At 71.4% G+C, this 25,874-nt stretch carries 24 protein-coding genes; 10 read left to right on the top strand and 14 right to left on the bottom strand.

Going from position 1 to position 25,874, the window contains the following annotated elements; all coding sequences use genetic code 11:
* Positions 1–31: 31 nt before the first annotated feature.
* The 4 genes from AC30CM_RS19345 (at position 32) to msrB (ending at position 4,201) form a co-directional block, all read left to right on the top strand.
* Positions 32–817 (top strand): pyrimidine reductase family protein, encoded by a 786-nt coding sequence (locus tag AC30CM_RS19345; protein WP_490118527.1) that lies wholly within the window; start codon positions 32–34, stop codon positions 815–817.
* Positions 818–891: 74 nt separating this feature from the next.
* The gene (locus tag AC30CM_RS19340) at positions 892–2,451 is read left to right on the top strand and encodes an alpha/beta fold hydrolase (RefSeq protein WP_490118526.1); all 1,560 of its coding nucleotides are present in this window, start codon (positions 892–894) and stop codon (positions 2,449–2,451) included.
* Between the two features lie 41 nt (positions 2,452–2,492).
* A complete protein-coding gene (aftC, locus tag AC30CM_RS19335; RefSeq protein WP_490118553.1) occupies positions 2,493–3,770 on the top strand; it encodes an arabinofuranan 3-O-arabinosyltransferase in 1,278 nt (425 codons plus the stop codon).
* Entirely contained in the window at positions 3,767–4,201 is a 435-nt protein-coding gene (gene msrB / locus AC30CM_RS19330) for a peptide-methionine (R)-S-oxide reductase MsrB (RefSeq protein WP_490118525.1), read from the top strand. Before aftC ends, msrB begins: the two co-directional genes overlap by 4 nt.
* A gap of 33 nt (positions 4,202–4,234) precedes the next feature.
* On the opposite strand, the gene hemQ is transcribed toward msrB, so the two are convergent.
* Genes hemQ through hemE form a run of 3 tightly spaced genes read right to left on the bottom strand, consistent with a single transcriptional unit; the run spans position 4,235 to position 7,339 of the window.
* A complete protein-coding gene (gene hemQ / locus AC30CM_RS19325; RefSeq protein ID WP_490118524.1) occupies positions 4,235–4,927 on the bottom strand; it encodes a hydrogen peroxide-dependent heme synthase in 693 nt (230 codons plus the stop codon).
* Positions 4,928–4,931: 4 nt separating this feature from the next.
* Positions 4,932–6,281, bottom strand: a complete 1,350-nt coding sequence (locus tag AC30CM_RS19320) for a protoporphyrinogen oxidase (protein ID WP_490118523.1) — start codon at positions 6,279–6,281, stop codon at positions 4,932–4,934.
* Positions 6,278–7,339, bottom strand: coding sequence for a uroporphyrinogen decarboxylase (gene hemE, locus AC30CM_RS19315; RefSeq protein ID WP_490118522.1), 1,062 nt, complete (start codon positions 7,337–7,339; stop codon positions 6,278–6,280). The genes AC30CM_RS19320 and hemE overlap by 4 nt, the downstream gene beginning before the upstream one ends.
* A 78-nt stretch (positions 7,340–7,417) precedes the next feature.
* On the opposite strand from hemE, the gene AC30CM_RS19310 reads away from it, so the two are divergent.
* The gene (locus tag AC30CM_RS19310) at positions 7,418–7,999 is read left to right on the top strand and encodes a DUF3000 domain-containing protein (RefSeq protein WP_490118521.1); all 582 of its coding nucleotides are present in this window, start codon (positions 7,418–7,420) and stop codon (positions 7,997–7,999) included.
* Between the two features lies 1 nt (position 8,000).
* A complete protein-coding gene (locus AC30CM_RS19305; protein WP_490118520.1) occupies positions 8,001–9,272 on the top strand; it encodes an HRDC domain-containing protein in 1,272 nt (423 codons plus the stop codon).
* Positions 9,273–9,294: 22 nt separating this feature from the next.
* Here the strand turns inward: AC30CM_RS19305 and AC30CM_RS19300 are convergent, their stop codons facing one another.
* Entirely contained in the window at positions 9,295–10,206 is a 912-nt protein-coding gene (locus AC30CM_RS19300) for an alpha/beta fold hydrolase (RefSeq protein ID WP_490118519.1), read from the bottom strand.
* Positions 10,207–10,256: 50 nt separating this feature from the next.
* Positions 10,257–12,170, bottom strand: a complete 1,914-nt coding sequence (gene dxs / locus AC30CM_RS19295) for a 1-deoxy-D-xylulose-5-phosphate synthase (RefSeq protein WP_490118518.1) — start codon at positions 12,168–12,170, stop codon at positions 10,257–10,259.
* A 215-nt stretch (positions 12,171–12,385) separates the two neighbouring features.
* Between dxs and nhaA the strand changes: the two genes are divergently transcribed.
* Complete coding sequence (nhaA, locus tag AC30CM_RS19290; protein WP_490118517.1) at positions 12,386–13,708, top strand: Na+/H+ antiporter NhaA; 1,323 nt, start codon at positions 12,386–12,388, stop codon at positions 13,706–13,708.
* Here nhaA and AC30CM_RS19285 read toward each other — a convergent pair.
* The 6 genes from AC30CM_RS19285 to AC30CM_RS19260 form a co-directional block, all read right to left on the bottom strand.
* Positions 13,630–15,087, bottom strand: coding sequence for a sodium:solute symporter family protein (locus AC30CM_RS19285; RefSeq protein WP_490118516.1), 1,458 nt, complete (start codon positions 15,085–15,087; stop codon positions 13,630–13,632). The two genes, nhaA and AC30CM_RS19285, sit on opposite strands and share 79 nt — an antisense overlap.
* Positions 15,084–15,380: a hypothetical protein gene (locus tag AC30CM_RS19280; protein ID WP_490118515.1), complete on the bottom strand. Its 297-nt coding sequence runs from the start codon at positions 15,378–15,380 to the stop codon at positions 15,084–15,086. The genes AC30CM_RS19285 and AC30CM_RS19280 overlap by 4 nt, the downstream gene beginning before the upstream one ends.
* On the bottom strand, positions 15,377–16,798 hold the full coding sequence (locus tag AC30CM_RS19275) for an amidase (protein WP_490118514.1): 1,422 nt from the start codon (positions 16,796–16,798) through the stop codon (positions 15,377–15,379). Before AC30CM_RS19275 ends, AC30CM_RS19280 begins: the two co-directional genes overlap by 4 nt.
* Positions 16,799–16,950: 152 nt before the next feature.
* Positions 16,951–17,895 (bottom strand): Lrp/AsnC family transcriptional regulator, encoded by a 945-nt coding sequence (locus AC30CM_RS19270; protein ID WP_490118513.1) that lies wholly within the window; start codon positions 17,893–17,895, stop codon positions 16,951–16,953.
* Between the two features lie 50 nt (positions 17,896–17,945).
* Positions 17,946–19,127 carry a class I SAM-dependent RNA methyltransferase gene (locus AC30CM_RS19265; protein ID WP_490118512.1) on the bottom strand — a complete coding sequence of 394 codons (1,182 nt, stop codon included), beginning with the start codon at positions 19,125–19,127 and terminating at the stop codon, positions 17,946–17,948.
* Positions 19,124–21,130, bottom strand: coding sequence for an APC family permease (locus AC30CM_RS19260; protein WP_490118511.1), 2,007 nt, complete (start codon positions 21,128–21,130; stop codon positions 19,124–19,126). Before AC30CM_RS19260 ends, AC30CM_RS19265 begins: the two co-directional genes overlap by 4 nt.
* Positions 21,131–21,230: 100 nt before the next feature.
* On the opposite strand from AC30CM_RS19260, the gene AC30CM_RS19255 reads away from it, so the two are divergent.
* Together AC30CM_RS19255 and AC30CM_RS19250 are read left to right on the top strand one after the other, a co-directional pair.
* Complete coding sequence (locus AC30CM_RS19255; protein ID WP_490118510.1) at positions 21,231–21,908, top strand: potassium channel family protein; 678 nt, start codon at positions 21,231–21,233, stop codon at positions 21,906–21,908.
* A gap of 10 nt (positions 21,909–21,918) precedes the next feature.
* Entirely contained in the window at positions 21,919–22,578 is a 660-nt protein-coding gene (locus tag AC30CM_RS19250; protein WP_490118509.1) for a potassium channel family protein, read from the top strand.
* Between the two features lie 4 nt (positions 22,579–22,582).
* On the opposite strand, the gene AC30CM_RS19245 is transcribed toward AC30CM_RS19250, so the two are convergent.
* From AC30CM_RS19245 to AC30CM_RS19235, 3 genes are all read right to left on the bottom strand, one after another.
* Complete coding sequence (locus tag AC30CM_RS19245) at positions 22,583–23,995, bottom strand: MFS transporter (RefSeq protein WP_490118508.1); 1,413 nt, start codon at positions 23,993–23,995, stop codon at positions 22,583–22,585.
* A 31-nt stretch (positions 23,996–24,026) separates the two neighbouring features.
* On the bottom strand, positions 24,027–24,647 hold the full coding sequence (locus tag AC30CM_RS19240) for a DUF3159 domain-containing protein (RefSeq protein ID WP_490118552.1): 621 nt from the start codon (positions 24,645–24,647) through the stop codon (positions 24,027–24,029).
* A 113-nt stretch (positions 24,648–24,760) separates the two neighbouring features.
* Positions 24,761–25,132, bottom strand: coding sequence for an OB-fold nucleic acid binding domain-containing protein (locus tag AC30CM_RS19235; protein WP_490118507.1), 372 nt, complete (start codon positions 25,130–25,132; stop codon positions 24,761–24,763).
* A 140-nt stretch (positions 25,133–25,272) separates the two neighbouring features.
* Between AC30CM_RS19235 and AC30CM_RS19230 the strand changes: the two genes are divergently transcribed.
* The coding region (locus AC30CM_RS19230; RefSeq protein ID WP_490118506.1) for an alpha/beta hydrolase at positions 25,273–25,874 on the top strand (602 nt) is incomplete at its 3' end.

The raw sequence follows: 25,874 nt of genomic DNA, 5'->3' as shown, positions 1-25,874 counted from the left end.
AGGCACCCTATCGACGTGTTGCAATGATCCGGTGTCCGAGGCCGACGGAGCCACAGAGCTCACCGAACTGCACGCCGCTGGCGACTCGTTCGACACCGACGACGACGCCCGCCTCGACGCCTACTACGCCTACCCCGACCAGCTACGACGCTGCTACGTCCGGGCCAACATGCTGTCCAGCCTCGACGGCGGCGCCACCGACGACGGCACCTCCGGCGGGCTCGCCGGACCCGGCGACCGCTCGCTGTTCCACCGGATGCGCGCCGAAGCCGACGTCATCCTCGTCGGCGCCGCCACCGTGCGCATCGAGAACTACTCCGGCGCGCAGATGGCCGCCGCCGTGCGCCGGGAACGCCAGGGCCGCGGCCAGGCCGAGGTGCCGCCCATCGCCGTGGTCACCCATCACGCCGACCTCGACCACGACGCCCCGCTGTTCACCCGCTCCGAGGTGCCGCCGCTGATCATGACGTGCCGCGAGGCCGTCGACGACGCCGCACGCCGCCTGGGCGCCGGCGCCGAGGTCATCGACGCGTCGGGCACTCACGGCGACCGCGTCGACCTGGCCCGCGTGCTCGAGATCCTCGACGGCCGCGGCCTGCGCCGCGTGCTGACCGAGGGCGGCCCGTCCCTGCTGAGCCACCTCATCGAACTCGACCTGCTCGACGAGCTGTGCGTCACCATCGCCCCGATCCTGGTCGGCGGCAACGCCCGCCGCATCGTCACCGGATCCGGCGAAGCGCACACCCGCATGCGTCGCAGTCACCTGCTCACCGACGCCGAGGGCTACCTCTACACCCGCTACGTCAAGGTGTCCTGACGCAGCGGCGTCGGGGCATTCCGGCGCCGGAGCGTCGCGTCGAACCCGCCGGCGCGATCGCTACTGTGGTGACCATGCGTCGCCGTCGGCATCCCCTGCAGGCCCTGTGCCTGGCCACCGTGGCATCGGTCGCGCTGGCCGGCTGCGCACCCATCCTGGCCGCCAACCCGCGCTACGCCACCGACTCCGGCGCCCACCCGCAGGGCGCGCCGCAGACCACCGAGGCACCGCAGGGACCGCCGCCGCTGGAAGCCCCCAAGAACGACCTGTCCTGGCAGGACTGCACCAGCTCGGTGTTCCGCGACGCCGCCGTGCCCGCGCCCCCCGGCGTGAAACTGGACTGCGCCAGCTACGACGCCGACCTGGACTCCATCAGCGGCGCCTCCGGCTCCCTGAGCATCGGCGTCGTGCGCGCCACCGCCGTCGGCACCCCGTCCGACGCCGCACCCCTGGTGATGACCACCGGCAGCGACCTGCCGTCGTCGCTGCAGCTGCCGATGTGGCTCGCGCGCAACGGAACCGACGTGCTGCGCACCAACCCCATCGTCGCCGTCGACCGCAGGGGCATGGGGATGTCCGGCGCGCTGGACTGCCGCGACCTGTTCGACCGGCAGGAGATGCTCGACCAGGCGCAGTTCGAATCCGGCGACGACCCCGTCGCCAATCTCGGCGCCATCGTGCAGACCGCCACCACCAGCTGCACCGACGCCATCGCCCCCGGCGACTCCGCCTACGACAACGCCCACGCCGCCGAGGACATCGAACGCCTCCGCAGCACCTGGGACGTCCCCACACTGGCGCTGATGGGCATCGGCAACGGCGCCCAGGTGGCCCTGGCCTACGCGTCGTCACACCCCAACAAGGTGTCGCGACTCATCCTCGACTCGCCGCTGCCGCTGGCCATCGGCGCCGAGGCCGCCGCCGAACAACACGTCAAGGGGCAGCAGGCCGCCCTCGACGCGTTCGCCGCCCAGTGCACCGCCACCGGCTGCGCGCTGGGACCCGACCCCAAGGGCGCCGTCGACGCCCTGCTGGCCGCCGCCAGGGACGGCCGCGGACCCGCGGGCGCCTCGGCCGCCGCGCTCACCGACGCCATCACCACCGCCCTGGCCTTCGACCTCAACGGCTCCCGCAACACCCTGGCCGACGCCCTGGCGGGCGCACGCGGCGGCGACACCGCAGCGCTGACCGCGCTGCTCGGCCAGGCCGAGAGCCTGCGCACCACCGACGGCCAGTTCGTGAACTCCTGCAGCGACGCGCTGCACCGGCCCACCCCAGACCGGGTGCGCGAACTCGTGGTCGGCTGGGGTCGGCTGTACCAGCAGTTCGGCCGCGTCGGTGCACTGAACCTCGTCGACTGCCTCAACTGGCCCAGCGGCAACCCCCCCGACGAACCCAAGAACCTCACGACACCCGTGCTGCTGCTCGGCGTGCAGAACGACCCCATCGTCGGCAACGAGGGCGTCGCGGCCGTCGCCGCCTCGGTGATCAACGCAGGCGCCACCAACCGCCGGGTGATCTGGCAGGGCATCGGCCACGGCGCGGCCGTCAACTCGCCGTGCGCGCTGGCACCGGCCCTGGCCTACCTGCAGTCCGGTCAGCTGCCCAGCACCGACACGTACTGCCCCGCCTAGGCAAACCCAAGATCGCGTCGTTGTAGGGTGCCCAGGTGTCGTTGGCTGACCTGACCCTGCGTGCCTTCCGGCCCCGCACGGCCGCACCGAGCGCGGCCGTCGTCCTGCGCTCGGCACTGTGGCCCATCGCGATCATGTCGGTGATCCACCGCAGCTACGTCCTGGCCACCAACGGCTACATCACCGACGACTTCGGCCCCGTCTACCGCGCCGTCGTGAACTTCAAGCTCGGCCTGGACATCTACAACGAGCACTTCGACTACGTCGACCCGCACTACCTCTACCCGCCCGGCGGCACCCTGCTCATGGCCCCCTTCGGGTACCTGCCCGTCGACGCCTCCCGCTACTGGTTCATCTTCTTCAACTCCGTCGCGATCCTGCTGGCCGGATACTTCCTGCTGCGACTGTTCGACTTCGGGCTGAAATCCGTCGCCGCACCCGCCCTGCTGCTCGCGATGTTCTGCACCGAGACCGTCACCAACACCCTGGTGTTCACGAACGTCAACGGCTGCATCCTGCTGCTGGAGGTGCTGTTCTTCCGTTGGCTGCTCAGCGCCCACCAGACCGGCAACAAGACCCACGAATGGCTGGCGGGCGTGGCCATAGGCCTCACCCTGGTGGTCAAACCCCTGCTGGCACCGCTGCTGCTGATCCCGCTGCTCAACCGGCAGTGGCGCGCGCTGGCCATGGCGTTCCTGGTGCCGCTGGTGTTCAACGCCGCCGCCTGGCCCCTGGTCAGCGACCCCATGAACTTCGTCACCCGCACCGCGCCCTACATCCTGTCCACCCGCGACTACTTCAACAGCTCGATCCTGGGCAACGGCGTGTACTACGGCCTGCCGTCAGGGCTCATCCTTGGCCTGCGCATCGCGATGCTGCTGGTGACGGCGGTGAGCCTGTGGCTGCTGTACCGCTACTACCGCGAGCGCGACCCGCGCTTCTGGATGCTCACCTCGTCAGGCGTGCTGCTCATCGGATCGTGGCTGGTGCTGTCGCTGGGCCAGGGCTACTACTCCATGATGCTGTTCCCGTTCCTCATGACCGTGGTGCTGGTGAACTCGACCATCCGCTCCTGGCCGGCGTGGCTGGCGGTGTACGGCTTCCTCACCATGGACCGCTGGCTGCTCGGCCACTGGCCCACCACCGGCCGCTTCCTGGAATACATGAAGATCACCTACGGGTGGTCGCTGATGCTCGTCGTCGTGTTCTGCGTGCTGCTGTTCCGCTACCTCGACGCCAAGGCCGACGGCCGCCTCGACCACGGCATCGATCCGCCGTGGATGACGGACGAGGCGGCCCGCGCTAGCGTGAAGGCATGACCGGCCCCACCGACACCACGGGAAACGCACCGAAGATCCAGCTCACCGACGACGAGTGGCGCCGCAGGCTCACCCCCGCCGAGTTCGCCGTGCTGCGGGAAGCCGGCACCGAACGGCCCTTCGTCGGTGAGTACACCGACACCACCACCGAGGGCGTCTACCAATGCCGCGCGTGCGGCGCCGAACTGTTCCGCAGCACCGAGAAGTTCGAATCCCACTGCGGCTGGCCGTCGTTCTTCGACCCCGCCGACTCCGACGCCGTGATCCTGCGGTCCGACGACTCGCTGGGCATGCATCGCGTCGAGGTGCTCTGCGCCACGTGCCACAGCCACCTCGGCCACGTCTTCGAAGGCGAGGGCTACCCCACGCCCACCGACCAGCGCTACTGCATCAACTCGATCTCGCTGCGGCTGGTGCCCGCCGGCTCCTGAGCCAGGTGGACTGACGGCTAGGTGTACTGACGGCTAGGGCAGGCGCGCGACCAGGTCCTCGACGGCCACCCTCGGCCCCGTGAAGAACGGCGTCTCCTCACGCACGTGCCGGCGCGCGTCGGTGTAGCGCAGCTTCCACATCAGCTCGACGATGCGGGCCAGATCCGGGCCCTCGAACGCCAGGATCCACTCGTAGTCGCCGAGCGCGAACGCCGGCACCGTGTTGGCCCGCACGTCGGGGTACTCCCGGCCCGCCATGCCGTGCTCCACCAGCATCTTGCGCCGCTCGTCCTCGGGCAGCAGATACCAGTCCAGCGACCGCACGAACGGGTACACGCAGACGTAGTCGCCCGGCGCCTCCCCCGCCACGAACGCCGGCACGTGGCTCTTGTTGAACTCGGCGGGACGGTGCAGCGCCACCACGCTCCACACCGGCTCGCTGGCCCGGCCCAGCGCGGTCCTGCGGAACGCCGTGTAGGTGGCCTGCAACGCCTCGATGCGTTCGGCGTGCGTCCAGATCATGAAGTCCGCGTCGGCCCGGAAACCCGCCACGTCGTACAGCCCGCGGACCACGACGCCACCGTCCTCCTGCTGCTTGAGGAACGTCGCCGCCTCGTCGACGATCTCCGACCGCTCCTCGCCGAGCGCCTCGGGCTGCACGGCGAACACCGAGATCATCATGTAGCGGGTCATCGAGTTCAGGGCGTCGTAGTCGAGCTTGGCCATGAGCTCATTGTGCTCCCTGCGTCACCGCCCGTGCCGCACTGGTGCCCGACGCCACACACGCGGGCACCCCGATGCCGTCGAGGAAGCCACCCGCCACCGCCAGCCCCCGCGGCAACCCCGCCCGCAACTGCGCCACCAGCGCGCCGTGCCCCGGGCCGTACTGCGGCATGGCGTCGATCCACCGCACGACGCGACAGTCGACCGGATCGGTGCGCACCCCGAACAGGTCCGCCACGTCGTCTGCCGCCCAGGCCAACAACTCGTCGTCGCCGGTGTTGCGGGCCAACCCGTCGCCGAACCGGCCGTACGACAGCCGCAGCAACTCGACGTTGCCGCGGCGACCCCACTTGCGCGACGTCAACGTCACCGCCTTGGTGTGCAGCCGCTCACCGCTGGCCACCAGCACGCCGGACTGCTCCGGCAGCGGCGTCCCGCCGGGCAGCGCCAACACCACCAGCGCCGCCGAGGCCACCGGGATCCGCGCGGCCGCCGCGGCCGTGCCCGGCGCCACCTCGGCCACCAGGCGGGCCAACCGCGGCGCCGGCACCGCCGCCACCACGGCGTCGGCGTGCCAGCGCGCCCCGTCGTCGTCGAGCAGACTCCAGCCCCGGCCGTCGGCGTCGAGACGCCGCACGCCCACGTGCGCCCACCGGAACCCCGCCCGGCGCACCAGTTCGTCGACCAGCACCCGATAGCCACCGTCGACCGCGCCGAACGGCGAACCCCCCGACGGCGGCGGCAGCACCGCCCGCACCGCCTCGGTGAGGCTGCGCGCACCGCCGTCGAGCGCGGCCGCCAACGGCGGCACCGCCGACCGCAGCCCGATCGTCGCCGCCGATCCCGCGTACACCCCGGCCAGCAGCGGCTCCATGGACCGCGTGACGACCTGCGCGCCGAACCGGTCGGCCACCACGTCACCGACCGCCGGGTCCGCGCCCGGCCGCCACGCGAACGGGCGCCGCGGCTCGGAGTCGATCCACGCCACCGTCGCGTCGTCGACCAGACCCGCCACGGCCTGCGCCTGCCCGGGAATGCCCTGCACGGTGCCCGCAGGCAGCGGGTGCAGCCGATCCCCCGCGAAGATCAGTGGCCGCGCACCGGTGGTGCCCACCTGCCGCGACGCCAACCCCAGCTCCGCGAGCAACTCGGGAACCTCGCGCCTGCGGGCGATGAACGCCTCGGCGCCGACGTCGACGTACTGGCCGCCGACCTGCTCGGTGCGCAGGACGCCGCCGAGCCGATCCGCCGGGTCGAACAGCGTGATCGACGCATCCGGACCCGCCGCCATGCGGATCCGGTAGGCCGCCACCAAACCCGAGATGCCGCCGCCGACAACGCAATACGAGCGACTCACAACGAGTGCACCAGACCTACCGCCTCGGTGACGATCCCCGGATCGGTGGCGGGCAGCACGCCGTGCCCGAGGTTGAACACGTGCCCGGTGGCGCCGGCCGCGAGCGCCCGCCGGCCGTCGTCGACCACGTCGCGCACGGCGCGCTCCACGGCGGGCCACCCCGCCAGCAGCACCACCGGGTCGAGGTTGCCCTGCAGCGCCTTGCCCGGCCCGACCCGCGTGGCCGCGTCGGCCAACGTCGTCCGCCAGTCCACGCCCACCACCGTCGCACCGGCCTCGCCCATGGCCCCGAGCAGCTCCGCGGTCCCCACCCCGAAGTGCGTCATGGGCACCTGCGAGTTGCGCGGAGCCCCGGCGAGCGTCGCGAACACCCGGCTGCTGTGCGGCAGCACGAACTCGCGGTAGGCCGCCAACGACAGCGTGCCCGCCCACGAGTCGAACAACTGGATGGCGTCGACGCCGGCGTCCAGTTGCGCCTGCAGGAACGCGATGGTGACGTCGGTCAGCGCGGCCATCAGCGCGTGCCACGTGCCGGGCTCGCCCAGCATCATGGCCTTGGTGCGCTCGTGGTTGCGGCTCGGGCCGCCCTCCACCAGATACGAGGCCAGCGTGAACGGCGCACCGGCAAAACCGATCAGCGCCACGTCCCCCAGCGCCGCGGTCAACATCCGGATCGCGTCGGACACCGGGGCCACCGCCTCGACGTCGAGCGGCCGCATCCCCGCGACGTCGGCCTCGGTGCGGATGGGATGCGCGATCACCGGGCCCACGTCGGGCACGATGTCGAGGTCGATGCCCGCCGCGCGCAGCGGGACCACGATGTCGGAGAACAGGATTGCCGCGTCGACGCCGTGCCTGCGCACCGGCTGCAGCGTGATCTCGGTGATCAGCTCGGCGTCGAAGCACGCCTGCATCATGGTGTTCTTGGCCCGCAGCGCGCGGTACTCGGGCAGCGACCGACCCGCCTGCCGCATGAACCACACCGGCACGCGGCTGGGACGATCACCGCGGGCGGCGGCAAGATAGGGCGAGTCGACCAGGTCACGACGGGTATTCATCGGTCACCATGCTGCCATGTCGCGACACTACGGCGCGCCTGCGCCGTCACCAGCGGCCATCGGCTAGCGTCAAACGCCGTGACCTCCGCCGAACCGGCAGAATTCCGCGAAGCCGTCGCGGCAATGAGCGCTGCCGTCGTGCGACCGGAGATCGAGCTGGGCCCCATCCGGCCGCCGCAGCGTCTGGCGCCCTACAGCTACGCCCTGGGCGCCGAGGTGCGCCATCCCGAGACCGTGGTGGTGCCCGAACGCTCCGACGGCGACGCGTTCGGCCGGCTGATCCTGCTGCACGACCCCGAGGGCGCCGAGGCCTGGGACGGCACCATGCGACTGGTGGCCTACATCCAGGCCGACCTGGACTCCTCGGAGGCCGTCGACCCGCTGCTGCCCGAGGTGGCGTGGAGCTGGCTGGCCGACGCGCTGGGCGCCCACCCCGACGCCGTGACCGCGCTCGGCGGCACGGTGACCGCCACGACGTCGGTCCGCTACGGCGACATCTCGGGTCCGCCGCGGGCGCACCAACTCGAACTCCGCGCGTCGTGGACCGCGACCGACCTGGAGCTGGGACCACACGTGCAAGCGTTCTGCGAGGTGCTCGAGCACGCCGCAGGCCTACCTCCCGCGGGTGTCGTCGACCTGAACTCGCGCACCCGCGCCTGACATGACGGACGCACCCCCACCGGACGACGCGAACGCGCCCGACGAGCCCGAGGCCACCCCACTGCTGGCGCCCGCCGACGGCGTACCGCCCGTGGCGAGCTACCCCAGCGACATCGCCACCGCCGCCGAGTTGCTGGCCTCCGGCACCGGGGCGTTCGCCATCGACGCCGAACGGGCGTCGGGTTTCCGCTACTCCAACCGCGCGTACCTGGTGCAGATCCGCAGGGCCGGCGCGGGCACGGTGCTCATCGACCCCGTCAACCACGGCGGCGATGCGCTGACCGTGATGGCGCCCGTCGCCGCCGTGCTCGCCACCGACGAGTGGGTGCTGCACGCCGCCGACCAAGACCTGCCGTGCCTGGCCGAACTCGGCATGACGCCACCCCGGCTCTACGACACCGAATTGGGCGGCCGGCTCGCCGGATTCGAGCGGGTCAACCTGGCCGCGATGGTGCGGCGGCTGCTCGGCCTGCAGCTGATGAAGGGCCACGGCGCCGCCGACTGGTCGAAGCGCCCGCTGCCCGCGGACTGGCTCAACTACGCCGCGCTGGACGTCGAGGTGCTCCTCGAACTACGCGACGCGGTGGCCGCCGTCCTCGACGAGCAAGGCAAGACCGATTGGGCGGCACAGGAATTCGAGCACCTGCGCACCCAGACTCCGGCACCCACCCGGCGCGACCGCTGGCGCCGCACCTCGGGCATCCACAAGGTGCGCAACCCGCGCGCACTGGCCGCCGTGCGCGAGCTGTGGTCGACGCGCGACGCCATCGCCCAGCGCCGCGACATCGCCCCCGGCCGGATCCTGCCCGACTCCGCGATCGTCAACGCCGCCACCGAGGACCCCGACACCGTCGACAAGCTCACCGCCCTGCCGATCTTCGGCGGCAGCAAGCAGCGGCGCAGCGCTCAGGTCTGGCTCGACGCCCTCACCCGCGCCCGCGCCGCGCGCGAACTGCCCACGTCGTCGGAACCCCAGACCGGTCCGCCGCCCGCAGCCCGCTGGGCGCGCCGCAACCCCGAGGCCGCCGAACGCCTCGAGCGGGCCCGCGGCGGTCTGACCGCGCTGTCCGAACGGGTGTCGGTGCCTGCGGAGAACCTGCTCACCCCCGACACCGTGCGCCGACTGTGCTGGGATTGGCAGGCGCCCGCCGACGGCGACGTGCGGGGCGCGGTCGAGACGTTCCTCACCGAGGCCGGAGCCCGGCCATGGCAGCGCGAGCTGACGGTGCCGGTACTCACCGAGGCGCTCACCCCGCCGCAGGAAGGGCCCTGACCCCGCTGCGCAGGAACGGTGGTCAGCCCAGCACGCGGTCGACGTGGGCCACGAAGTGTTCGAGCACCGCGTCGGGAGCCTCGAGCTGCGGCCAGTGGCCGATGTCGTCGGCCAGCATCACCACGTCGGCGTCCGGGATCAGCTCGGCGTAGCGGCGCGCCATGTGCGCACCGGAGTTCGGATCGGCGGGCCCGTCGATCAGACGCATCGGCACCCCGGTGGTGCGCATGGCGCGCACCCAGCGGTTGCGATGCTGCTGGCGGTCGGCCAGGAAGCGCCCCACCAGGTGCAGCACCCGCTTGCCGTCGTGGAACTCCAGGATCTGGTGGAACTGCTCCAACGCGTGCCTGGTGGGCTTGGTCCGCGGCCCGAACATCTCGTTGATCGTCGGTTCGAGCAGGCGGCGCGACAGCGCCGACCCCTGCAGCGGTCTCATGACGTCGCCGAGCGGCGTGCCCGACATCAGCTTCTGCATGACGCGCGGGGTGTACGCCTCGCAGAACAGGCCGCCGTTGAGCCACGTCACCGATTCGAAGCGCACCGGGCCGTACGACCAGTCCCCGAACTCGTGGCGCGCCAACAACTCCTGGCCCACCGAGTCACCGAGGTCGTGGGCCAGGACGTGACACGACGTGACGCCGAGGTGCGCCAGCAGCGCCTCGTGCGCGTCGGCGTGATCGCCCACCGAGTACCGGTAGTGCGCCGGTTTGGCCGAGAACCCGAGCCCCAACAGATCCGGCGCGATCAGGGTGAACCGCTCCCGCAGCGTCGGCCACAGTCGCACCCAGTCGAACGAGTTGAACGGGTAACCGTGGATGAGCAGCAGCGTCGGCCCCTGCCCCAGCGGCACCCCGTCGACACGGTAGAACACGTCGAAGCCCAGGTAGTCGAAGGTCTGCCCGGCGGCCTTCCAGCACTCGAGTTCGGCGTCCATCTGCGCAGCCTAGCCCGGCGCGACGCCGGTCCGGCTCGGATGCACCGCCGTCAGTCGACGCTGCCGCTGACCCGCGGATCGGCCGCCGAGCTGGCCAGTGCGGCAACCCAGCCGGTGATCTGGCGGGCGACGTGCTGGTCGGTCAACCCGGCCGCGGTGAGCACCTCGCCTCGCGAGGCGTGGTCGAAGAACTCCTGCGGCACGCCCACGTCGCGGCACGGCACGTCGACCTCGGCGCGCCGCAGCGCCGCCGACACCGCCGACCCCACGCCGCCGTGAGTGCCGTTGTCCTCCAACGTCACCACCAGCTTGTGCGTCGTCGCCAACTGGACCACCACGTCGGACACCGGCAGCACCCAGCGCGGATCGACCACCGTGACACCGATCCCCTGCTTGCACAGCCGCTCGGCCACCGACAGCCCCATCGACGCGAACGCGCCGACCGCCACCAGCAGCACGTCCGTCCCCAGCCCCTCGGCGGGCGCGGCCAATACGTCGACGCCGGAGCGACGTTCCACGGCCGGGATGTCCTCGCCGACGGCGCCCTTCGGGAAGCGCAGCGCGGTGGGGCCGTCCTTGACCTCCAGCGCCTCGCCGAGTTCCTCGCGCAGCCGCGCCGCGTCGCGGGGTGCGGCCACCCGCATGCCCGGTACGACGCCCAGGATGGACATGTCCCAAATGCCGTTGTGGCTGGCGCCGTCGGGGCCCGTGACGCCGGCGCGGTCGAGCACCAGCGTCACCGGAAGACGGTGCAGCGCAACGTCCATCATCACCTGGTCGAACGCCCGGTTGAGGAACGTCGAGTAGATGGCCACCACGGGATGCATGCCCCCCATGGCCAGGCCGGCCGCCGACGTCACCGCATGCTGCTCGGCGATGCCGACGTCGAAGAACCGGTCGGGGAAGCGCTCGCGGAACGCACTCAATCCCGTGGGCCCCGGCATCGCCGCGGTGATCGCGACGACGTCGCGACGCTTGGCCGCGCGCCGGATCAACTCGTCGGAGAACACCGACGTCCACCCCGGCGCCGCCACCGACGTCGCCAACCCCGTCGTGGGATCGATGATTCCGGTGGAGTGCATCTGGTCTTCCTCGTCGTCCTCCGCGGGCGCGTACCCCATGCCCTTGCGGGTGACGACGTGCACGATCACCGGCGCGTTGAAGCCCCGTGCGTGCCGCAGTGCCGCCTCCACGGCATGCTCGTCGTGCCCGTCGATGGGACCGACGTACTTGAGACCCAGATCGGTGAACATCACCTGCGGCGACAGCGCGTCCTTGATGCCTGCCTTCACGCTGTGCATGCACTGATAGCAGATCTCGCCGATCAGCGGCACCCGCCGCACGGTGTCGCGGCCCTTCTCCAGCAGCTGCTCGTAGCCCGGCTGCAGGCGCAGGCCCGCCAGGTGGTCGGCGAACCCGCCGATCGTCGGCGCGTAGCTGCGGCCGTTGTCGTTGACGACGATGACCACGGGCCGCTTGGAGCCCGCGATGTTGTTGAGCGCCTCCCAACACATTCCGCCGGTGAGCGCGCCGTCACCGACGACGGCCACGACGTGCCGGTTGCGGTGGCCGCTGAGTTCGAACGCCTTGGCCAACCCGTCCGCGTACGACAGGGCGGCGCTGGCGTGGCTGGACTCCACCCAGTCGTGCTCGCTCTCGGCGCGTGACGGATAACCCGACAGTCCGTCCTTCATGCGGAGGTTGTCGAAGTCCGCGCAGCGACCGGTGAGCATCTTGTGCACGTAGGACTGATGCCCCGTGTCGAAGATGATCGGATCGTGCGGCGAGTCGAAGACGCGGTGCAGCGCGAGCGTCAACTCGACCACACCGAGGTTCGGGCCGAGATGGCCGCCCGTGGCAGCCACCTTGTGGACCAGGAAGTCCCGAATCTCGCCCGCCAGTTCCAGCAACTGCGCTTGCGAGAGGTGCTGCAGATCGGCAGGGCCGCGGACCTGTTCAAGCATCCCCGTAGTTTACGCACCGCATCTGGCGGGAGCCCGGCCGAGACGACCCGCCCGCGCCGTGTCGACGCCCGACCGGCGACATCGATGCACGTCAAACCACCCCCGAGGGCGGCGTCGGAGACGGTGTGACATTAGGCTTACCCCTGGGTGTGCCGGGAAGTCTGGTCGGCGTTGCTGCAACCGTGGGCAAATGCGTTCGATGAGAAGGGGACCCCGTGCCATCCAAACGACCTCGTGACGTGCGCCGCGCGCTGTTCAGCCGCGGGTCCTGGCCCGAGACCTCACGGGTGTCCGACATCCTGCGCAAGGAGACCGTCGGCGGGGCCCTGCTGCTGGGCGCCGCGGTGTGCGCGCTGGTGTGGGCCAACTCGCCGTGGGCCCACGCCTACGACGCCCTGCGCGACACGAAGGTCGGCACCGACGTCCTCGGGCTGCACCTGAGCCTCTCGCTGGGGACGTGGGCCGCCGACGGGCTGCTGGCCATCTTCTTCTTCGTCGTGGGGCTGGAACTCAAACGCGAGTTCGTCGCCGGCGACCTGCGCGACCCGAGCCGAGCCGCGCTGCCGATCGCGGCGGCCGTCGGCGGCATGATCGTGCCCGCGGCGATCTTCGTCGCGTTCACGGTCGGCGCCGACGACGACGCGCTGACGGGCTGGGCCATCCCCACCGCCACCGACATCGCGTTCGCGGTGGCCGTGCTCGCCGTCATCTCGACGCACCTACCCGCCGCGCTGCGCACGTTCCTGCTCACGCTCGCCGTCGTCGACGACCTGCTGGCGATCACCGTGATCGCGGTGTTCTACACCACCGAGATCCACGCGGGCGCGCTGGCCGCCGCACTGGTGCCGCTGGCGCTGTTCGCCATCTGCGTGCAACGCCGCATCCGGACGCCGCTGCTCCTGCTGCCGCTCGCCGTCGCCACCTGGGTGCTGGTGCACGAATCCGGCATCCACGCCACCGTGGCGGGCGTGCTGCTGGGCTTCACCGTGCCCGTCGTGCGCAGCGCCGCCGCCGGCGGCCCCGACGCCGGGCCCGGCCTCGCCGAACACTTCGAACACCGCATCCGCCCCATCTCGGCGGGCATCGCCGTGCCGGTGTTCGCGTTCTTCGCCGCCGGGGTCACCGTCGGCGGCGTCAGCGGCCTGGCGACGGCGCTCGCCGATCCGGTGGCGCTGGGCATCGTGTGCGGCCTCGTCGTCGGCAAGGCCGTCGGCATCTTCGGCACCACCCGCATCCTCGCCGGGGTGACGCGGGCCACCCTGGACGAATCCGTGCGCTGGGTCGACGTGCTCGGCATCTCCATGCTCGCGGGCATCGGGTTCACCGTCTCGCTTCTGATCGGGGAACTGGCCTACGGCGAGGGCTCCGCGCACGGCGAGCACGTCAAGGTCGGCGTGCTGGCGGGCTCGCTGCTGGCGGCCACGCTGGCCGCCGTCGTGCTGCGCGCCCGCAACCGGCACTACCGCCGGATCGTGGAGGCCGAGGAGCGCGACGACGACTTCGACGGCATCCCGGACGTGTTCCAGCCCGACCGCTGACCACCGCGGCCCCGCACCACCAGCTCGACGACGGCCAGCACGAGCAGGTTGGGCCCCAGCGCGATGAGCCCGGAATCCCAACTGCCGATGGGGATCTCGCCGAACGTGATCACGACGACGATCAGCGTGCCCACCACGGTGCCGCTCATCGCGGCCGCCGCGCTGATGGGCACGTGCCGGAACAGTGCCGCCGCGATGACCGGCGCCAGCTGGGTCAGCCCGCCGTAGGTCAGCAGCAGTAGCGCGCCGATGTCGGCGCCGGCGAGGCTGAAGCAGAGCGCCGCCGCCAAGGCGAGCACGACGAACACCCGGTTGAGCCGAAAGCGCGTGCGCTCGGACGCCCCGTGGCAGACGTTGTTGGCCAGCAGCGTCGAGATGCCCATCGCGATGGCCGCCGCGGGCACCATGGCAGCAGCGGCGCCGCACACCGCGATCAGTGCCACCAACCACTCGGGCATCGCGACCCGGCTGACGGTGAACAGCACCTCGTTGTTGGGGGTGTCGGCGGGGATGAGCAGCACCGCCGCCAGCCCGACGGTGATGGGCAGGAACAGCAGCAGTTGGTACACCCCGAGCCACTTGTAGTTGCTCCGCAGCGTCGCGCCGCTCTCGGCCGCCAAGACCGGCGGCCACAGGTGCGGGAACACGTTGAAACTCGAGCCGATGGTGGTGACGAGCACGGCGGTGACGAAGAACGTGGCGTCATACCCGGGGGCCCGCGTGGTCAACAGCACGTCGCTGGCCGAGGCCACCTTGGCGAACACCTCCGGGAAGCCGCCCGCGGCCAGCACCACCGCGCCCGCCACGATGGCCAGCGCCGCGAGCATGCCGACGTCCTTGAACACGGCCACCCGCGCGATGCCGTGGATGCCCGCCCAGCCCACGAACACCACCACCAGCGCACTCGCGAGCACCATGGACAGCCCGCGGGCCTCCGACGACCCGGTGGCCAGCTCGACGATGAGGCCCAGACCGGTGATCTGCAGCGCGAGGTACGGCACCAGGAACAGCGCACCGACCACCGCGACGACGACGCTCAGCGCGCGCGAACCGTACCGGTCGCGGAAGAAGTCCGACATCGTCAGGTAGCCGTGGGCCGCACCGAGATCGCGGATGCGGGGCCCCACGAAGTAGAGCCCGATGACGCTGGCGGTGAGGTAGCAGACGGCGAACGACGCGCTCACGCCGCCGGCGAACGCGATGCCCGCCAGACCCAGGAAGCTGAACGTCGTCAACGATTCCCCCGCCTGCAGGAACCACGACGTCCACCGCGGGAAGTTGCGTTCGGACACCGTCCAGCCGGCGAGGTCGCGCCGCCGCCGCCCGGTGAACCCGATGACGCCGATCGCCACGATGCCGGCCACGATGATGGCGGTCACCGGCCCGCTCCGTCCGCCGCCGCGCTCTGACGCGCGATGCCACGGTCGATCACCTGCAGGACCGCGACGGACAGCACCACGGTGCCGGCCACCCAGACCAGCACCGCGGGCAGCCCGAACCACAGCGTCGGCGTCGTCGCGAAGGGCAGCAGCGGGGTGAGGACCATCAGCAGGATCGGCACGCACGCGGCGGCCACTCGGGCCGGGGTCGCGATGCGGCCGATGCGGTCGGCCTCGGGGACGAAGGCGTCCCCGGAGCCTGGTGCGCCGGACGACGTGTCGGGAGAACTCATGCCGCGGATCCCTTCCGTTGATTGGCCGAATGGGCAAGCGCCCCTTCGCACGACGCCGCGATCTCCAGGAGCGCGACGTCGCGCCCCGGGCCCGCCAGCAGTTGCACGCCGACGGGCAGACCGGACGCGGTGCGCCCACCCGGCAGCGACAGCCCGGGGATGCCGAGCGGGGTGAACAGCCACGCCGCCCGCATCCACTCCAGGTAGTCACCCATCGCCACGCCGTCGACCGTGCGGGGCCAATCCCACTCGACGGGGAACGGGGGGATCTGGGTCGCGGGCGCGACGATCAAGTCGTAGTCGCCGAAGAACCGGCGGGCGCCCTGGGTCAGCCGCGTCAGCTCCGCGTAGGCCCGCATCACGTCGTCGGCCGAGAGGCTCTCCCCCGCAGCGATGTTGGCGGCAAGGAAGTCGACGAAGGCGTCGGGATGCCGGTGCAGCAACGCACCCCACGAGGCGTGGAAGTCCGCCGCCCGCAGCGTGCGGAACGCCTCGTCGGCACCGTCGAGGTCCGGGCAGGCCGGTTCGACGTACGCACCCGCCCGCTCGAGAGTGGCGGCGGCCGCCTCGACGACGTCGCGGACCTCGGCGTCCACCGGCACGCGCCCGCCGAGGTCGGGGGCGAAAGCCACGCGCAGCCCGCGCAATTCGCGCGGTCGCAGCGCGCGCAGCCTGCCGGCGTCGACGCCCCCGGCGAACGCGTCGTGGGCCGGTGGGGCGGCCATCACCGACAGCAGCAACGCGACGTCGCCCACCGTACGACCCAGCGGGCCGTTGGTGGCCAGTGGGTTGACGGCGTCACGCTCGTCGGTGTTGGGGACCAGTCCTGGCGTGGGCCGCAGACCCACCACCCCGCAGAACGCCGCCGGGTTGCGCAGCGATCCGCCCATGTCGCTGCCGTCGGCGATGGGGATCATGTGACTGGCCAGCGCCGCGGCGGCCCCGCCGCTGGAGCCGCCCACCGACCGACCGGGGTCGAACGGGTTGCGGGTGGCGCCGAACACCCGGTTGACGGTGTGCGACCCGGCCGCGAACTCGGGGACGTTGGTCTTGCCGACGAGGACCGCGCCCGCCGCCAGGATGCGCGCGACGTGCGCGTCGTCGCGCTCGGGCACGTTGTCGGCGAACATCGGATGGCCGAACGTGGTCCGCATGCCCGCGGTCTGCGCGGTGTCCTTGACGGCGATCGGCAGCCCGTGCAGCGGACCCCTGCGGTCCGCGGGTACCGCGTCGGCTGCCGCCGCACGCCGTCTGGCCCCCTCGGCGTCGAGCGTCACGACGGCGTTCAGCGTTTCGTTGCGCTCAGCGATCACCGCGAGGTGCGCCTCGAGCAGCTCGAGGCACGACGCCGTCCCCGCTGCCACCAGCGCTGCCTGCCGGGCCGCCGGGAGTGCCGCCAGGTCCGTCGAGCCATCCACCGTGCGCCGCTCCTCGCCGTCACGTCACGGTGCCCAGTGCACGTGACTCAGGCCATACTAGAGCCGAGATGAGTCATTGTGAACACTTTGGAGGAGATTTCAGTTCATTGTGTGGCCACTTACGCGCTAGATGAACCATTGACGCAGACGCGCTAGCGCTCGGCAGTGACCACCCCGCTGCGCTTGTAGGCCGCCAACACCGGCGACGTGCGGATCGACTCCACCGCGCTCGCCCACGGCTGCTGGGTGAGGAACGACCGCAGGTCCTGCAGCGTGGGCACCGCGACGTCGACGATCAACTGGTGATCGCCCATGGTCATCGCCGCATACCGCACCAGCGGCGACTCCAGCACCTGCTCGGCGACGGCGTCGACGGCGTTCGGAGCCACGCGGATCCAGCAGATCGCCGCGACGTTCAGACCCAAGGTGCGCGGGGCGACCAGCGCCCGCACGTCGACCTTGCTGCCCACCATGGCCGCGACCCGACGACGCACCGCCGCCTCGGACTGCCCGACGCGCGCCGCGATGTCGGCGATGCCTGCCCGGCCATCGCCGGCGAGCACCTCGTAGACGTCGCGATCGGCCTCGGAGGTGATGGGCGTCCCCGTCGCCGCGACGGTGCCGAAGCCCGGCTTCAGGGCGGCCACCTCCGCCGGCGTGATGAGCCCCGGCATCCACGTGGTGAGCGTGCGGTAGTAGGCCAGGATCGGCGCCGCCGTGACGCCGGTGACGCCGTCGATGGCGGGCAACTCGTCGAGCACCGTCCTGGCCAGGGCGTCGTCGTCGACGTGCTGCTCCTCGATGATGATGCGCGCCGGCGCGCTCAGCGCGAACACGAACACGGTGTCCGCGCGCTGGGCCAGCGCGCGGGCCACGTCCTCGAAACGCTGTGGCACCGTGCTCACTTCGATGATCGCGGTCTGCATCTGCCCGGGCAGCGCGATCACGCGCACCGCGCCCGAGGCGAGCAGCGCCGAGCCGCGCCTGATGACGGTGGAGAACGGCACGTCGAGCACCTCGGCGATGCGCCGCCACGACGCCCGCCCGTCCACCTGCAACGCGCCGATGATCCTGCGGTCCAGTTCGTCCACGCTCACGCCATGCAGTATGCCCACCGGCGGCGCGTCCCGGGACGAACATCGACGGGCTAGGCGCGCTGCAGCACCGCCACGCACTCCACGTGGTGGGTCAGGGGGAACGAGTCGAACACCCGCACCGTCTCCACCCGGTAGCCGTGCCCCAGATAGAGCCCCACGTCGCGCGCGAATGACGCCGCCTCACAACCGATGTGGACGATCCTGGGTACTCCCGCCGCGGCCAGCAGGTCGACGACGTCGCGACCCGCCCCCGTGCGCGGCGGATCGAGCACCGCGACGTCGGCGGGATCGCGGCGCGCGGACAGCGCCCGGCGCACCGAGTCGGTCTGCACGCGCACCCACGGGAGGTCCGCCAACGTGGCCCGGGCGGCACGCGCCGCCGCCCTGGACGTGTCGACGCTCACCACCTGCCCGGTCTCGCCGACCGCCTCGGCCAGCACCGCCGCGAAAACCCCTGCGCCACCGTACAAGTCCCACGCGGTCATCCCCGGCTCGGCCGCCGCGTACTGCCCGACCAGCGCGCTGTACGCCACCGCCGCTCGCCGATGCGCCTGCCAGAAGGCGGTGACCGGCACGTGCCACGCCCGCTCCCCCACACGCTGGGTGGCCTCGTACTGCCCCTCGACCACCTCCGTGGCGTGCGGCCCCTTCTCCGGGCCCGTGCGCACGACGTGCCGGGCGCCGTCGTCGTCGACGGCCACGTGCACCTGGGCCCCAGCCTGCCACCGGACGTCGTCGAGACCGTCGAGCATGCCCGCGGGCAGCTGGGCACACCGCAGGTCGGTGACCAACTCCGCGCTGTGATAGCGGTGGAATCCCGCCCTCCCGTCGGACCCGGTGTCCAGGCGCACCCGGGTGCGCCACCCCAGCACGTCCTCGTCGAGCGCCTCGGCGGCCCCGGACCAGGCGAAACCGCCGAGCCGGCCCAGTTGGTTGGCCACCACCTCGCCCTTGAGACGGCGCGCCGCCTCCGGCGCGACGAAGGCCAGGTCGCAACACCCCGAATGGTGTTCTGCCGCAATCGGACACAGCGAATCGATGCGATCCGGTGACGCGTCGAGCACCTCGACGGCGGTGGCATGCCAGTGCTTGGCCCGTTCGTCGGTGACCGCGGCGCGTACCCGCTCACCCGGCAGCGCCCCGCGCACGAACACCACTCGGCCGTCGTGGCGTGCGACGCAGCTGCCGCCGTTGGCGGGTGGGCCGACCGTCAGCTCGAGGAGCCCGCTCAATCGAGGAACCCCCGCCGCGCGTCGCCGGGCGCTGACTTCGGCGCCAGGTCCTTCAGCCGCTCCGACGAATTCAGCTGATACGGCACCGACGTCACCATGACCTGCGGTTCGAACAGCAGCCTGCCCTTGAGCCGCAGCGCGCTCTGGTTGTGCAGCACCTGCTCCCACCAGTGCCCCACGACGTACTCGGGGATGAAGATCGTCACCACGGTGCGCGGCGCGTCCCTGGTGATGCGCTTGACGTAGTCCAGCACCGGACGGGTGATGTCGCGGTACGGCGAGGCGATCACCTTGAGCGGCAACGGAAAGTCCGATTCCTCCCACCGCGTCTTGAGTTCGCGCGCCTCGGCGTCGTCGATGCTGACGTGGATGGCCTCCAGCTGATCCGGCCGCGTCGCGCGGGCGTACGCCAGCGCCCGCTTGGTGGGCAGCGCGACACTCGACACCAGCACGATGGCGTGGTTGCGGCTGGGCAGCACCACGTCGTCGCCCAGATCCGCGTCGGCCTTGGCCAGTTCGCGGCGCACGCTCGCGTAGTGCCGGTGAATCATCTTCATGATCACGAACAGCGCGCCCATCGCCAGGATCGCGATCCAGGCGCCGGCCAGGAACTTGGTCACGATGACCACCAGCAGCACCGACGCCGTGCACACGCAGCCGATGGTGTTGATCACCCGCGAACGATGCATCCGGGCCCGCTCACCGGCATCGGTCTCCACCCGCAGCAGGCGCGTCCAGTGCCGCACCATGCCGATCTGGCTGAGCGTGAACGACACGAACACGCCCACGATGTAGAGCTGGATGAGCGCGGTGACCTCGGCCTGGAACGCGACGATGAAGGCGATGGCCGCCGCCGCCAAGAACAGGATGCCGTTGGAGAACGCCAACCGGTCGCCACGCGTGCGCAGCTGATGAGGCAGGAAGCTGTCCTGCGCCAGGATCGACCCCAGTACCGGGAAGCCGTTGAACGCGGTGTTGGCGGCCAGCACCAGGATCAGCGCCGTGACGCCGGCGATGAGGAACAGGCCCAGGGGGAAGTCGTGGAACACCGCGTCGGCCAGCTGCGCGATCAGCGTCTTCTGGTGGTAGTTCGCGGGTGCCCCGATGAGCTGCTCGCCGGGGTGCTCGGCGATCTTCACGCCGGTTTCCTTGGCCAGCAGGATGATGCCCATGAACAACGTGATCGCGATGCCGCCCAGCAACAGCAGCGTCGTCGCCGCGTTGCGCGACTTCGGCTTGCGGAACGCCGGCACGCCGTTGCTGATGGCCTCGACGCCGGTGAGCGCCGCACACCCCGACGAGAAGGCCCTGGCCACCAGGAACACCATGGCGAACGCCATCAGATCGCTGTTCTCGGCCCGCAGCTCGAATCCGGCCGACTCGGCCCGCAGCGGGTGCCCCAGCACGAAGATCTGGAACAACCCCCAGAACAGCATGATGAACATGCCGACCATGAACGCGTAGGTGGGTACGGCGAACGCCGTCCCGGACTCCCGGATGCCGCGCAGGTTCAGCGCCGCCAGGATCACGATCGCCGCCACCGCGAACAGCACCTTGTGCTGGGCGATGAACGGCACCGCCGACCCGATGTTCGACATCGCCGACGCCATCGACACCGCGACGGTCAGCACGTAGTCCACCATCAGCGCACTGGCCACCGTCAGGCCCGCGGTCGGGCCCAAGTTGGTGGTGACCACCTCGTAGTCGCCACCGCCGGAGGGGTAGGCGTGCACGTTCTGCCGATAACTGGCGATCACGACGAGCATCACGGCCGCCACGGCCAGGCCGATCCACGGCGTCAGCGAATACGCCGTCAGGCCCGCCACCGACAGCACGAGGAAGATCTCCTCGGGCGCGTAGGCCACCGACGACAGCGCATCGGAGGCGAACACCGGCAACGCGATGCGCTTGGGCAGCAGCGTGTGTGCGAGCTTGTCACTGCGGAACGGCGTACCGAGCACCAGTCGGCGAGTGACGGTCGCGAGCTTGGACACGAGTGCCAAGGGTATGCCCAACCCTCGCGCGCGTCCGCATGGCTGTACCGTTCGTCGTGCGCAGGGTGGATCGAGCCATCTGTTTCGACTCCGCAGGAAGGACCCGCACGTGCGTGTTGTGGTGATGGGATGCGGCCGCGTGGGCGCGTCGCTGGCCGACGGACTGGCGCGCATCGGCCACGAGGTCGCCGTCATCGACCGAGATGGCACCGCCTTCCACCGGCTCTCGCCCGAGTTCCCGGGCGAACGCGTGCTGGGCATGGGGTTCGATCGGGACGTGCTGATCCGCGCCGGCATCGAGGAGGCAGGCGCCTTCGCCGCCGTCTCCTCCGGCGACAACTCCAACATCATCTCCGCGCGTGTCGCCCGCGAGACGTTCGGCGTGGAGCGCGTCGTCGCCCGCATCTACGACGCCAAGCGCGCCGCCGTGTACGAGCGCCTCGGCATCCCCACCGTGGCCACCGTGCCCTGGACCACCGACCGACTGCTCAACGTGCTCACCCGCGAGACCGAGACCACCAAGTGGCGGGACCCGTCCGGCAACGTCGGCGTCGCCGAACTGCCGCTGCACGAGGAGTGGGCGGGTCACCGCGTGACCGCGCTGGAGACCGCGACCGGCGGGCGCGTCGCGTTCCTCATCCGGTTCGGCAGCGGGCTGCTGCCCGACAAGAAGACCGTGATCCAGGCCGGCGACCAGGTGTACCTGGCAGCCGTCAGCGGCCACGTCGCCGAGGCCATGGCGATCTCGGCCCTGCCGCCCGCCGAAGACGTCGACGACGACCAGTGAGGAGGGTCCCGTGAAGGTCGCCATCGCCGGAGCCGGCGCCGTGGGCCGGTCCATCGCACGCGAACTCGTCGACTCGCACGACGTCACGCTGCTCGAACGCAACCCCGAACACGTCGACGTCGACGCCATCCCCGCCGCCCGCTGGCGCCTCGGCGACGCCTGCGAACTGAGCCTGCTCGAGGCGGTCAAGCTCCAGGAATTCGACGTCGTGATCGCCGCCACCGGCGACGACAAGGCGAACGTCGTGCTGAGCCTGCTGGCCAAGACCGAGTTCGCCGTCCCGCGCGTCGTGGCCCGCGTCAACGACCCGCGCAACGAGTGGCTGTTCGACGAGAACTGGGGCATCGACGTCGCCGTGTCCACGCCCCGCATGCTCGCCTCCCTCGTCGAGGAGGCCGTCTCGGTCGGCGACCTGGTGCGGTTGATGAGCTTCCGCAAGGGCCAGGCCAACCTCGTCGAGATCACCCTGCCCGACGACACCCCGTGGGGCGGCAAGGCCGTCAAGCGGCTCGAACTGCCGCGCGACGCGTCGCTGGTGACCATCCTGCGCGGCTCCCGCGTCATCGTGCCCGAGGACGACGAACCGCTCGAAGGCGGCGACGAGCTGCTGTTCGTCGCGGTGGCCGAGGTCGAGGAGCAGCTGCGCAGCCTCGTGCTGCGCACCGAGTGAGCCGCTAACGCGACCCGCGGCGCTTCGAGACCGACACCGGCGCCGGGGGCGGGGACGCCCGATCGTGGCAGCGGGCCGTCGCGTCGGAGGCCACGGACGGAATGCCGGTGTTGCGGATCCCCACCGCCGACACCAGCCCGGCGAGCGCGAACAGCACGGCCACCACGGTCGCGACGCGCCGGAAGCCGTCGACGTCGACCGCCCCGCCCACCAGCATCCCCATGAACGCGATCGCGATCAGCCCGGCAACCCGCGACGTCGCGTTGTTGACCGCCGACCCGATGCCGCTCTGACGTTCGTCGACGGCCGACAGCACCGCCGCCGTCAGCGGCGAGACCGTGATCGTGAGCCCCAGACCGAACACCACCAGACCGGGCAGCACCCGGGTCCAGAAGTCGACCGGCTCGGCGACCGTACGCAGCAGCAGGAACCCGATCGCGGCGACCAGCGGACCCACCGCCATGAACCACCGCGGACCGTAGGTGCCCGCGAGCGTGCCGAACCGCCGCGCCAGCAGGAACGACAGCACCGGCAGCGGCAGCGTGGCCAGCCCGGCCTGCGCCGCCGACATCCCGGCCACCTCCTGCAAGAACAGGGCGACGACCAGGGTGCCCAACGACACCGCGGCGTACAGGAACACCGTCGCGAGATTGCCGACCGCGAAGTTGCGCACCGCGAACAATGCGGGCGGCATCATCGGATGGGTCACCCGGGTCTCCCACCACGGGAACGCCACCAGGCACACCACCCCCACCAGCGCCGTCACCCACACCACCGGGTGCGTCGGCCCCAGCCGCTGCTGCTCGATGAGCGCGAACACCGTGCCCGCCAGCCCGACCGCCCCCAGCGCGGCGCCGACGACGTCGATGCGCCGGTGCTCGCCGGGGCGACCTGCCTCGGCGGGCAACCGCGCGATCAGCACCAGCGTGGCCGCCAGCGGCACCACGTTGATGCCGAACACCCAGCGCCAATCGAGCACGTCGACCAGCACGCCGCCCAGCGGCGGGCCGACCACGAACGCGGTACCCGTCCACGCGGTCCACGTTCCGATGGCGCCGGCCCGCGCCGCACCGGAGAACCGGGCGTTGAGCAACGCCAACGAACTCGGTACAAGGAACGCCGCACCGATGCCCTGCAGGCAGCGCGCCGCCACCAGCAGCCAACCGGTCGGCGCCACCGCGCACAGCACCGACGCCAGCGCGAAGAGCAGCACCCCGAATCGCAGCACCCGCAACCTGCCGTACTCGTCGGAGATGGCACCCGCGACCAGGATGAGCGCCCCCAGCGTCAGCAGGTAGCCGTCGACGACCCACTGCTGCAGCGTGACGCCGCCGCCCAGGTCGACGGCCATCGCGGGCAACGCCAGGTTGACCACCGAACCGTCGAGGAAGGCCACGAACGACGCCAGGATCGCCACGGCGATCACCGTGCGGTCGACGGCGGGCCCGTCAGTCGGTGGTCGCCGTGGCGGTCGCGTGGCCATCACCGGAGTCGGGGTCGCGGTCCCGCAGCGCCTGCTGCGCCTTGCGGATGGCGAGATAGGTGACCAGCGCGGCCACCGCGGTCAGCGGCCACCCCATCGCGATGCGGGCGACGCCGAGCAGACCGGTCTGGTCCTCGTCGTACAACCGGTTCTGCACCACGAAGCGCGCGGCGAACACCGCGGCCCAGACCAGCGTGGCGACGTCGAACGCGAGCACGGCCGAGCGCACGTCGCGCCACCCACGGTTCTTCTCGTTGACCCACCCCCAGGCATAGCCCACCAGCGGCCGCCGCACGACGACCGACAGCGTGAACACGCCCGCATAGACCAGCGACGACCAGATGCCGAGCAGGAAGTAGCCCTTGGACTCACCGACCACGTAGGCGATCAGCGCGCTGACGCCCACGGCGAAGAACCCCGAGATGGCCGGTTGCACCGAATCGCGGCGGAACAGCCGCCACAGCAGGATCGCCGTGGCGACCCCCAGGGCCGAGTAGATCGCAGCGACCAGGCCGAAGAACGAGGACACCGGCACGAACACCAGCACCGGGAGCGAGGAGTAGATCAGCCCGCTGATGCCGCCCATCTGGGCCAGCACGGCCTGCGGGTCGAGCTTGCTCGCGGGGGTTGCTGCGTCGGCACCGCCCGCTGCCTCGGTGCCGGCGCCGTCGGATTGCTGGGTCCCGTCGTCGGGACGGGTCACTTCTGGATCTCGTAGTGCGGGTTGTAGATCGCCTTGTCACCGTTCTCGAGGGTGCCGAGCCTGCCGTGCACCCGCAGCGTGCGACCCGATTCGATGCCGGGAATGCGTCGTTGCCCCAACCACACCAGCATGACCGAGTCGGTGCCGTCGAACAGTTCCGCGCGGACACCGCCCGCGCAGCCCTTCGCGGCCGTCTCCACGCACCGCAGCGTGCCCACCATCGTCACTTCTTGACCGCGATGACAGTCGATCGCGCGCTGCGCGCCGGTCTGGGCCGCCTCGTCGCTCAGTTCCTCGACGTCGAGTTGCTCTGGGTCCTCCGTCAACCGACGGGTGAGACGACGCAGATAACCTTCGGCCGTAGCCATGGTCTCTCCTGACCGCTTCGGCGGATCCACCGTGGACCCGCCCCAACCCACGCCACGGTAGACCTCTTCGTTGCGAGATGCCACGACGCCCATGGGGTGTTGCCGACGCATGGCGCCACCAAACGCGGCACGATCGTCGGATGCCACTGAATCTGCGTGGAACCACGGCGGTTCTCCTGCCGGGCACCGGATCCGACGACGATTACGTCGCCCGTGTGTTCTCCCCCACACTGCACGCCCTGGGCGCCTCCGTGGTGACACCGGTACCGGAACCCGGCCGGTTGATCCAGGGCTACCGGGAGGCACTCGACGTCGCCGCGCGGGCGGGCACCATCGTCGTCGGCGGCATCTCGATCGGCGCCGCGGTGGCCGCCGAGTGGGCGCTGCGACACCCCGGGAGCGCCCTCGGCGTGCTCGCCGCCCTGCCGGCGTGGTCCGGGCCGCCCGCGGGGGCGCCCGCGGCTCACGCCGCCACTCACACCGCCGGGGTGCTGCGCACCGACGGGTTGGCGGCGACCATCGCGAGCATGCGGGCGTCGAGCCCCCGGTGGCTGGCCGACGAGCTCACGCGATCGTGGACCGGGCTGGGCCCAGGACTGGCCGACGCGATGGCGCAGGCCGCCGCCTACACCGCGCCGACGACCGACGAACTCGCGGGGCTCGCGGTGCCGCTGGGGCTGGCGGCCGCCACCGACGACGCCGTGCATCCGCTGGCGGTCGCCCGCGCGTGGGCGGCCGCGGC

It is taken from the genome of Mycobacterium sp. DHQP2018-32-09 (genome assembly GCF_058148405.1).
Note: the sequence above shows the minus strand (reverse complement) of the source record. Positions and strands in the feature narration are given on the sequence as shown.

Excerpts from the sequence above, each read along its gene's own strand:
- AC30CM_RS19280 (WP_490118515.1), bottom strand. The coding sequence starts at position 15,380 with ATGAGTTCTCCCGACACGTCGTCCGGCGCACCAGGCTCCGGGGACGCC.
- AC30CM_RS19340 (WP_490118526.1), top strand. The coding sequence starts at position 892 with ATGCGTCGCCGTCGGCATCCCCTGCAGGCCCTGTGCCTGGCCACCGTG.
- AC30CM_RS19300 (WP_490118519.1), bottom strand. The coding sequence starts at position 10,206 with ATGGACGCCGAACTCGAGTGCTGGAAGGCCGCCGGGCAGACCTTCGAC.
- AC30CM_RS19235 (WP_490118507.1), bottom strand. The coding sequence starts at position 25,132 with ATGGCTACGGCCGAAGGTTATCTGCGTCGTCTCACCCGTCGGTTGACG.
- hemE (WP_490118522.1), bottom strand. The coding sequence starts at position 7,339 with ATGAATACCCGTCGTGACCTGGTCGACTCGCCCTATCTTGCCGCCGCC.
- dxs (WP_490118518.1), bottom strand. The coding sequence starts at position 12,170 with ATGCTTGAACAGGTCCGCGGCCCTGCCGATCTGCAGCACCTCTCGCAA.
- hemQ (WP_490118524.1), bottom strand. The coding sequence starts at position 4,927 with ATGGCCAAGCTCGACTACGACGCCCTGAACTCGATGACCCGCTACATG.
- AC30CM_RS19240 (WP_490118552.1), bottom strand. The coding sequence starts at position 24,647 with ATGGGCGGCATCAGCGGGCTGATCTACTCCTCGCTCCCGGTGCTGGTG.
- AC30CM_RS19305 (WP_490118520.1), top strand. The coding sequence starts at position 8,001 with ATGACGGACGCACCCCCACCGGACGACGCGAACGCGCCCGACGAGCCC.
- msrB (WP_490118525.1), top strand. The coding sequence starts at position 3,767 with ATGACCGGCCCCACCGACACCACGGGAAACGCACCGAAGATCCAGCTC.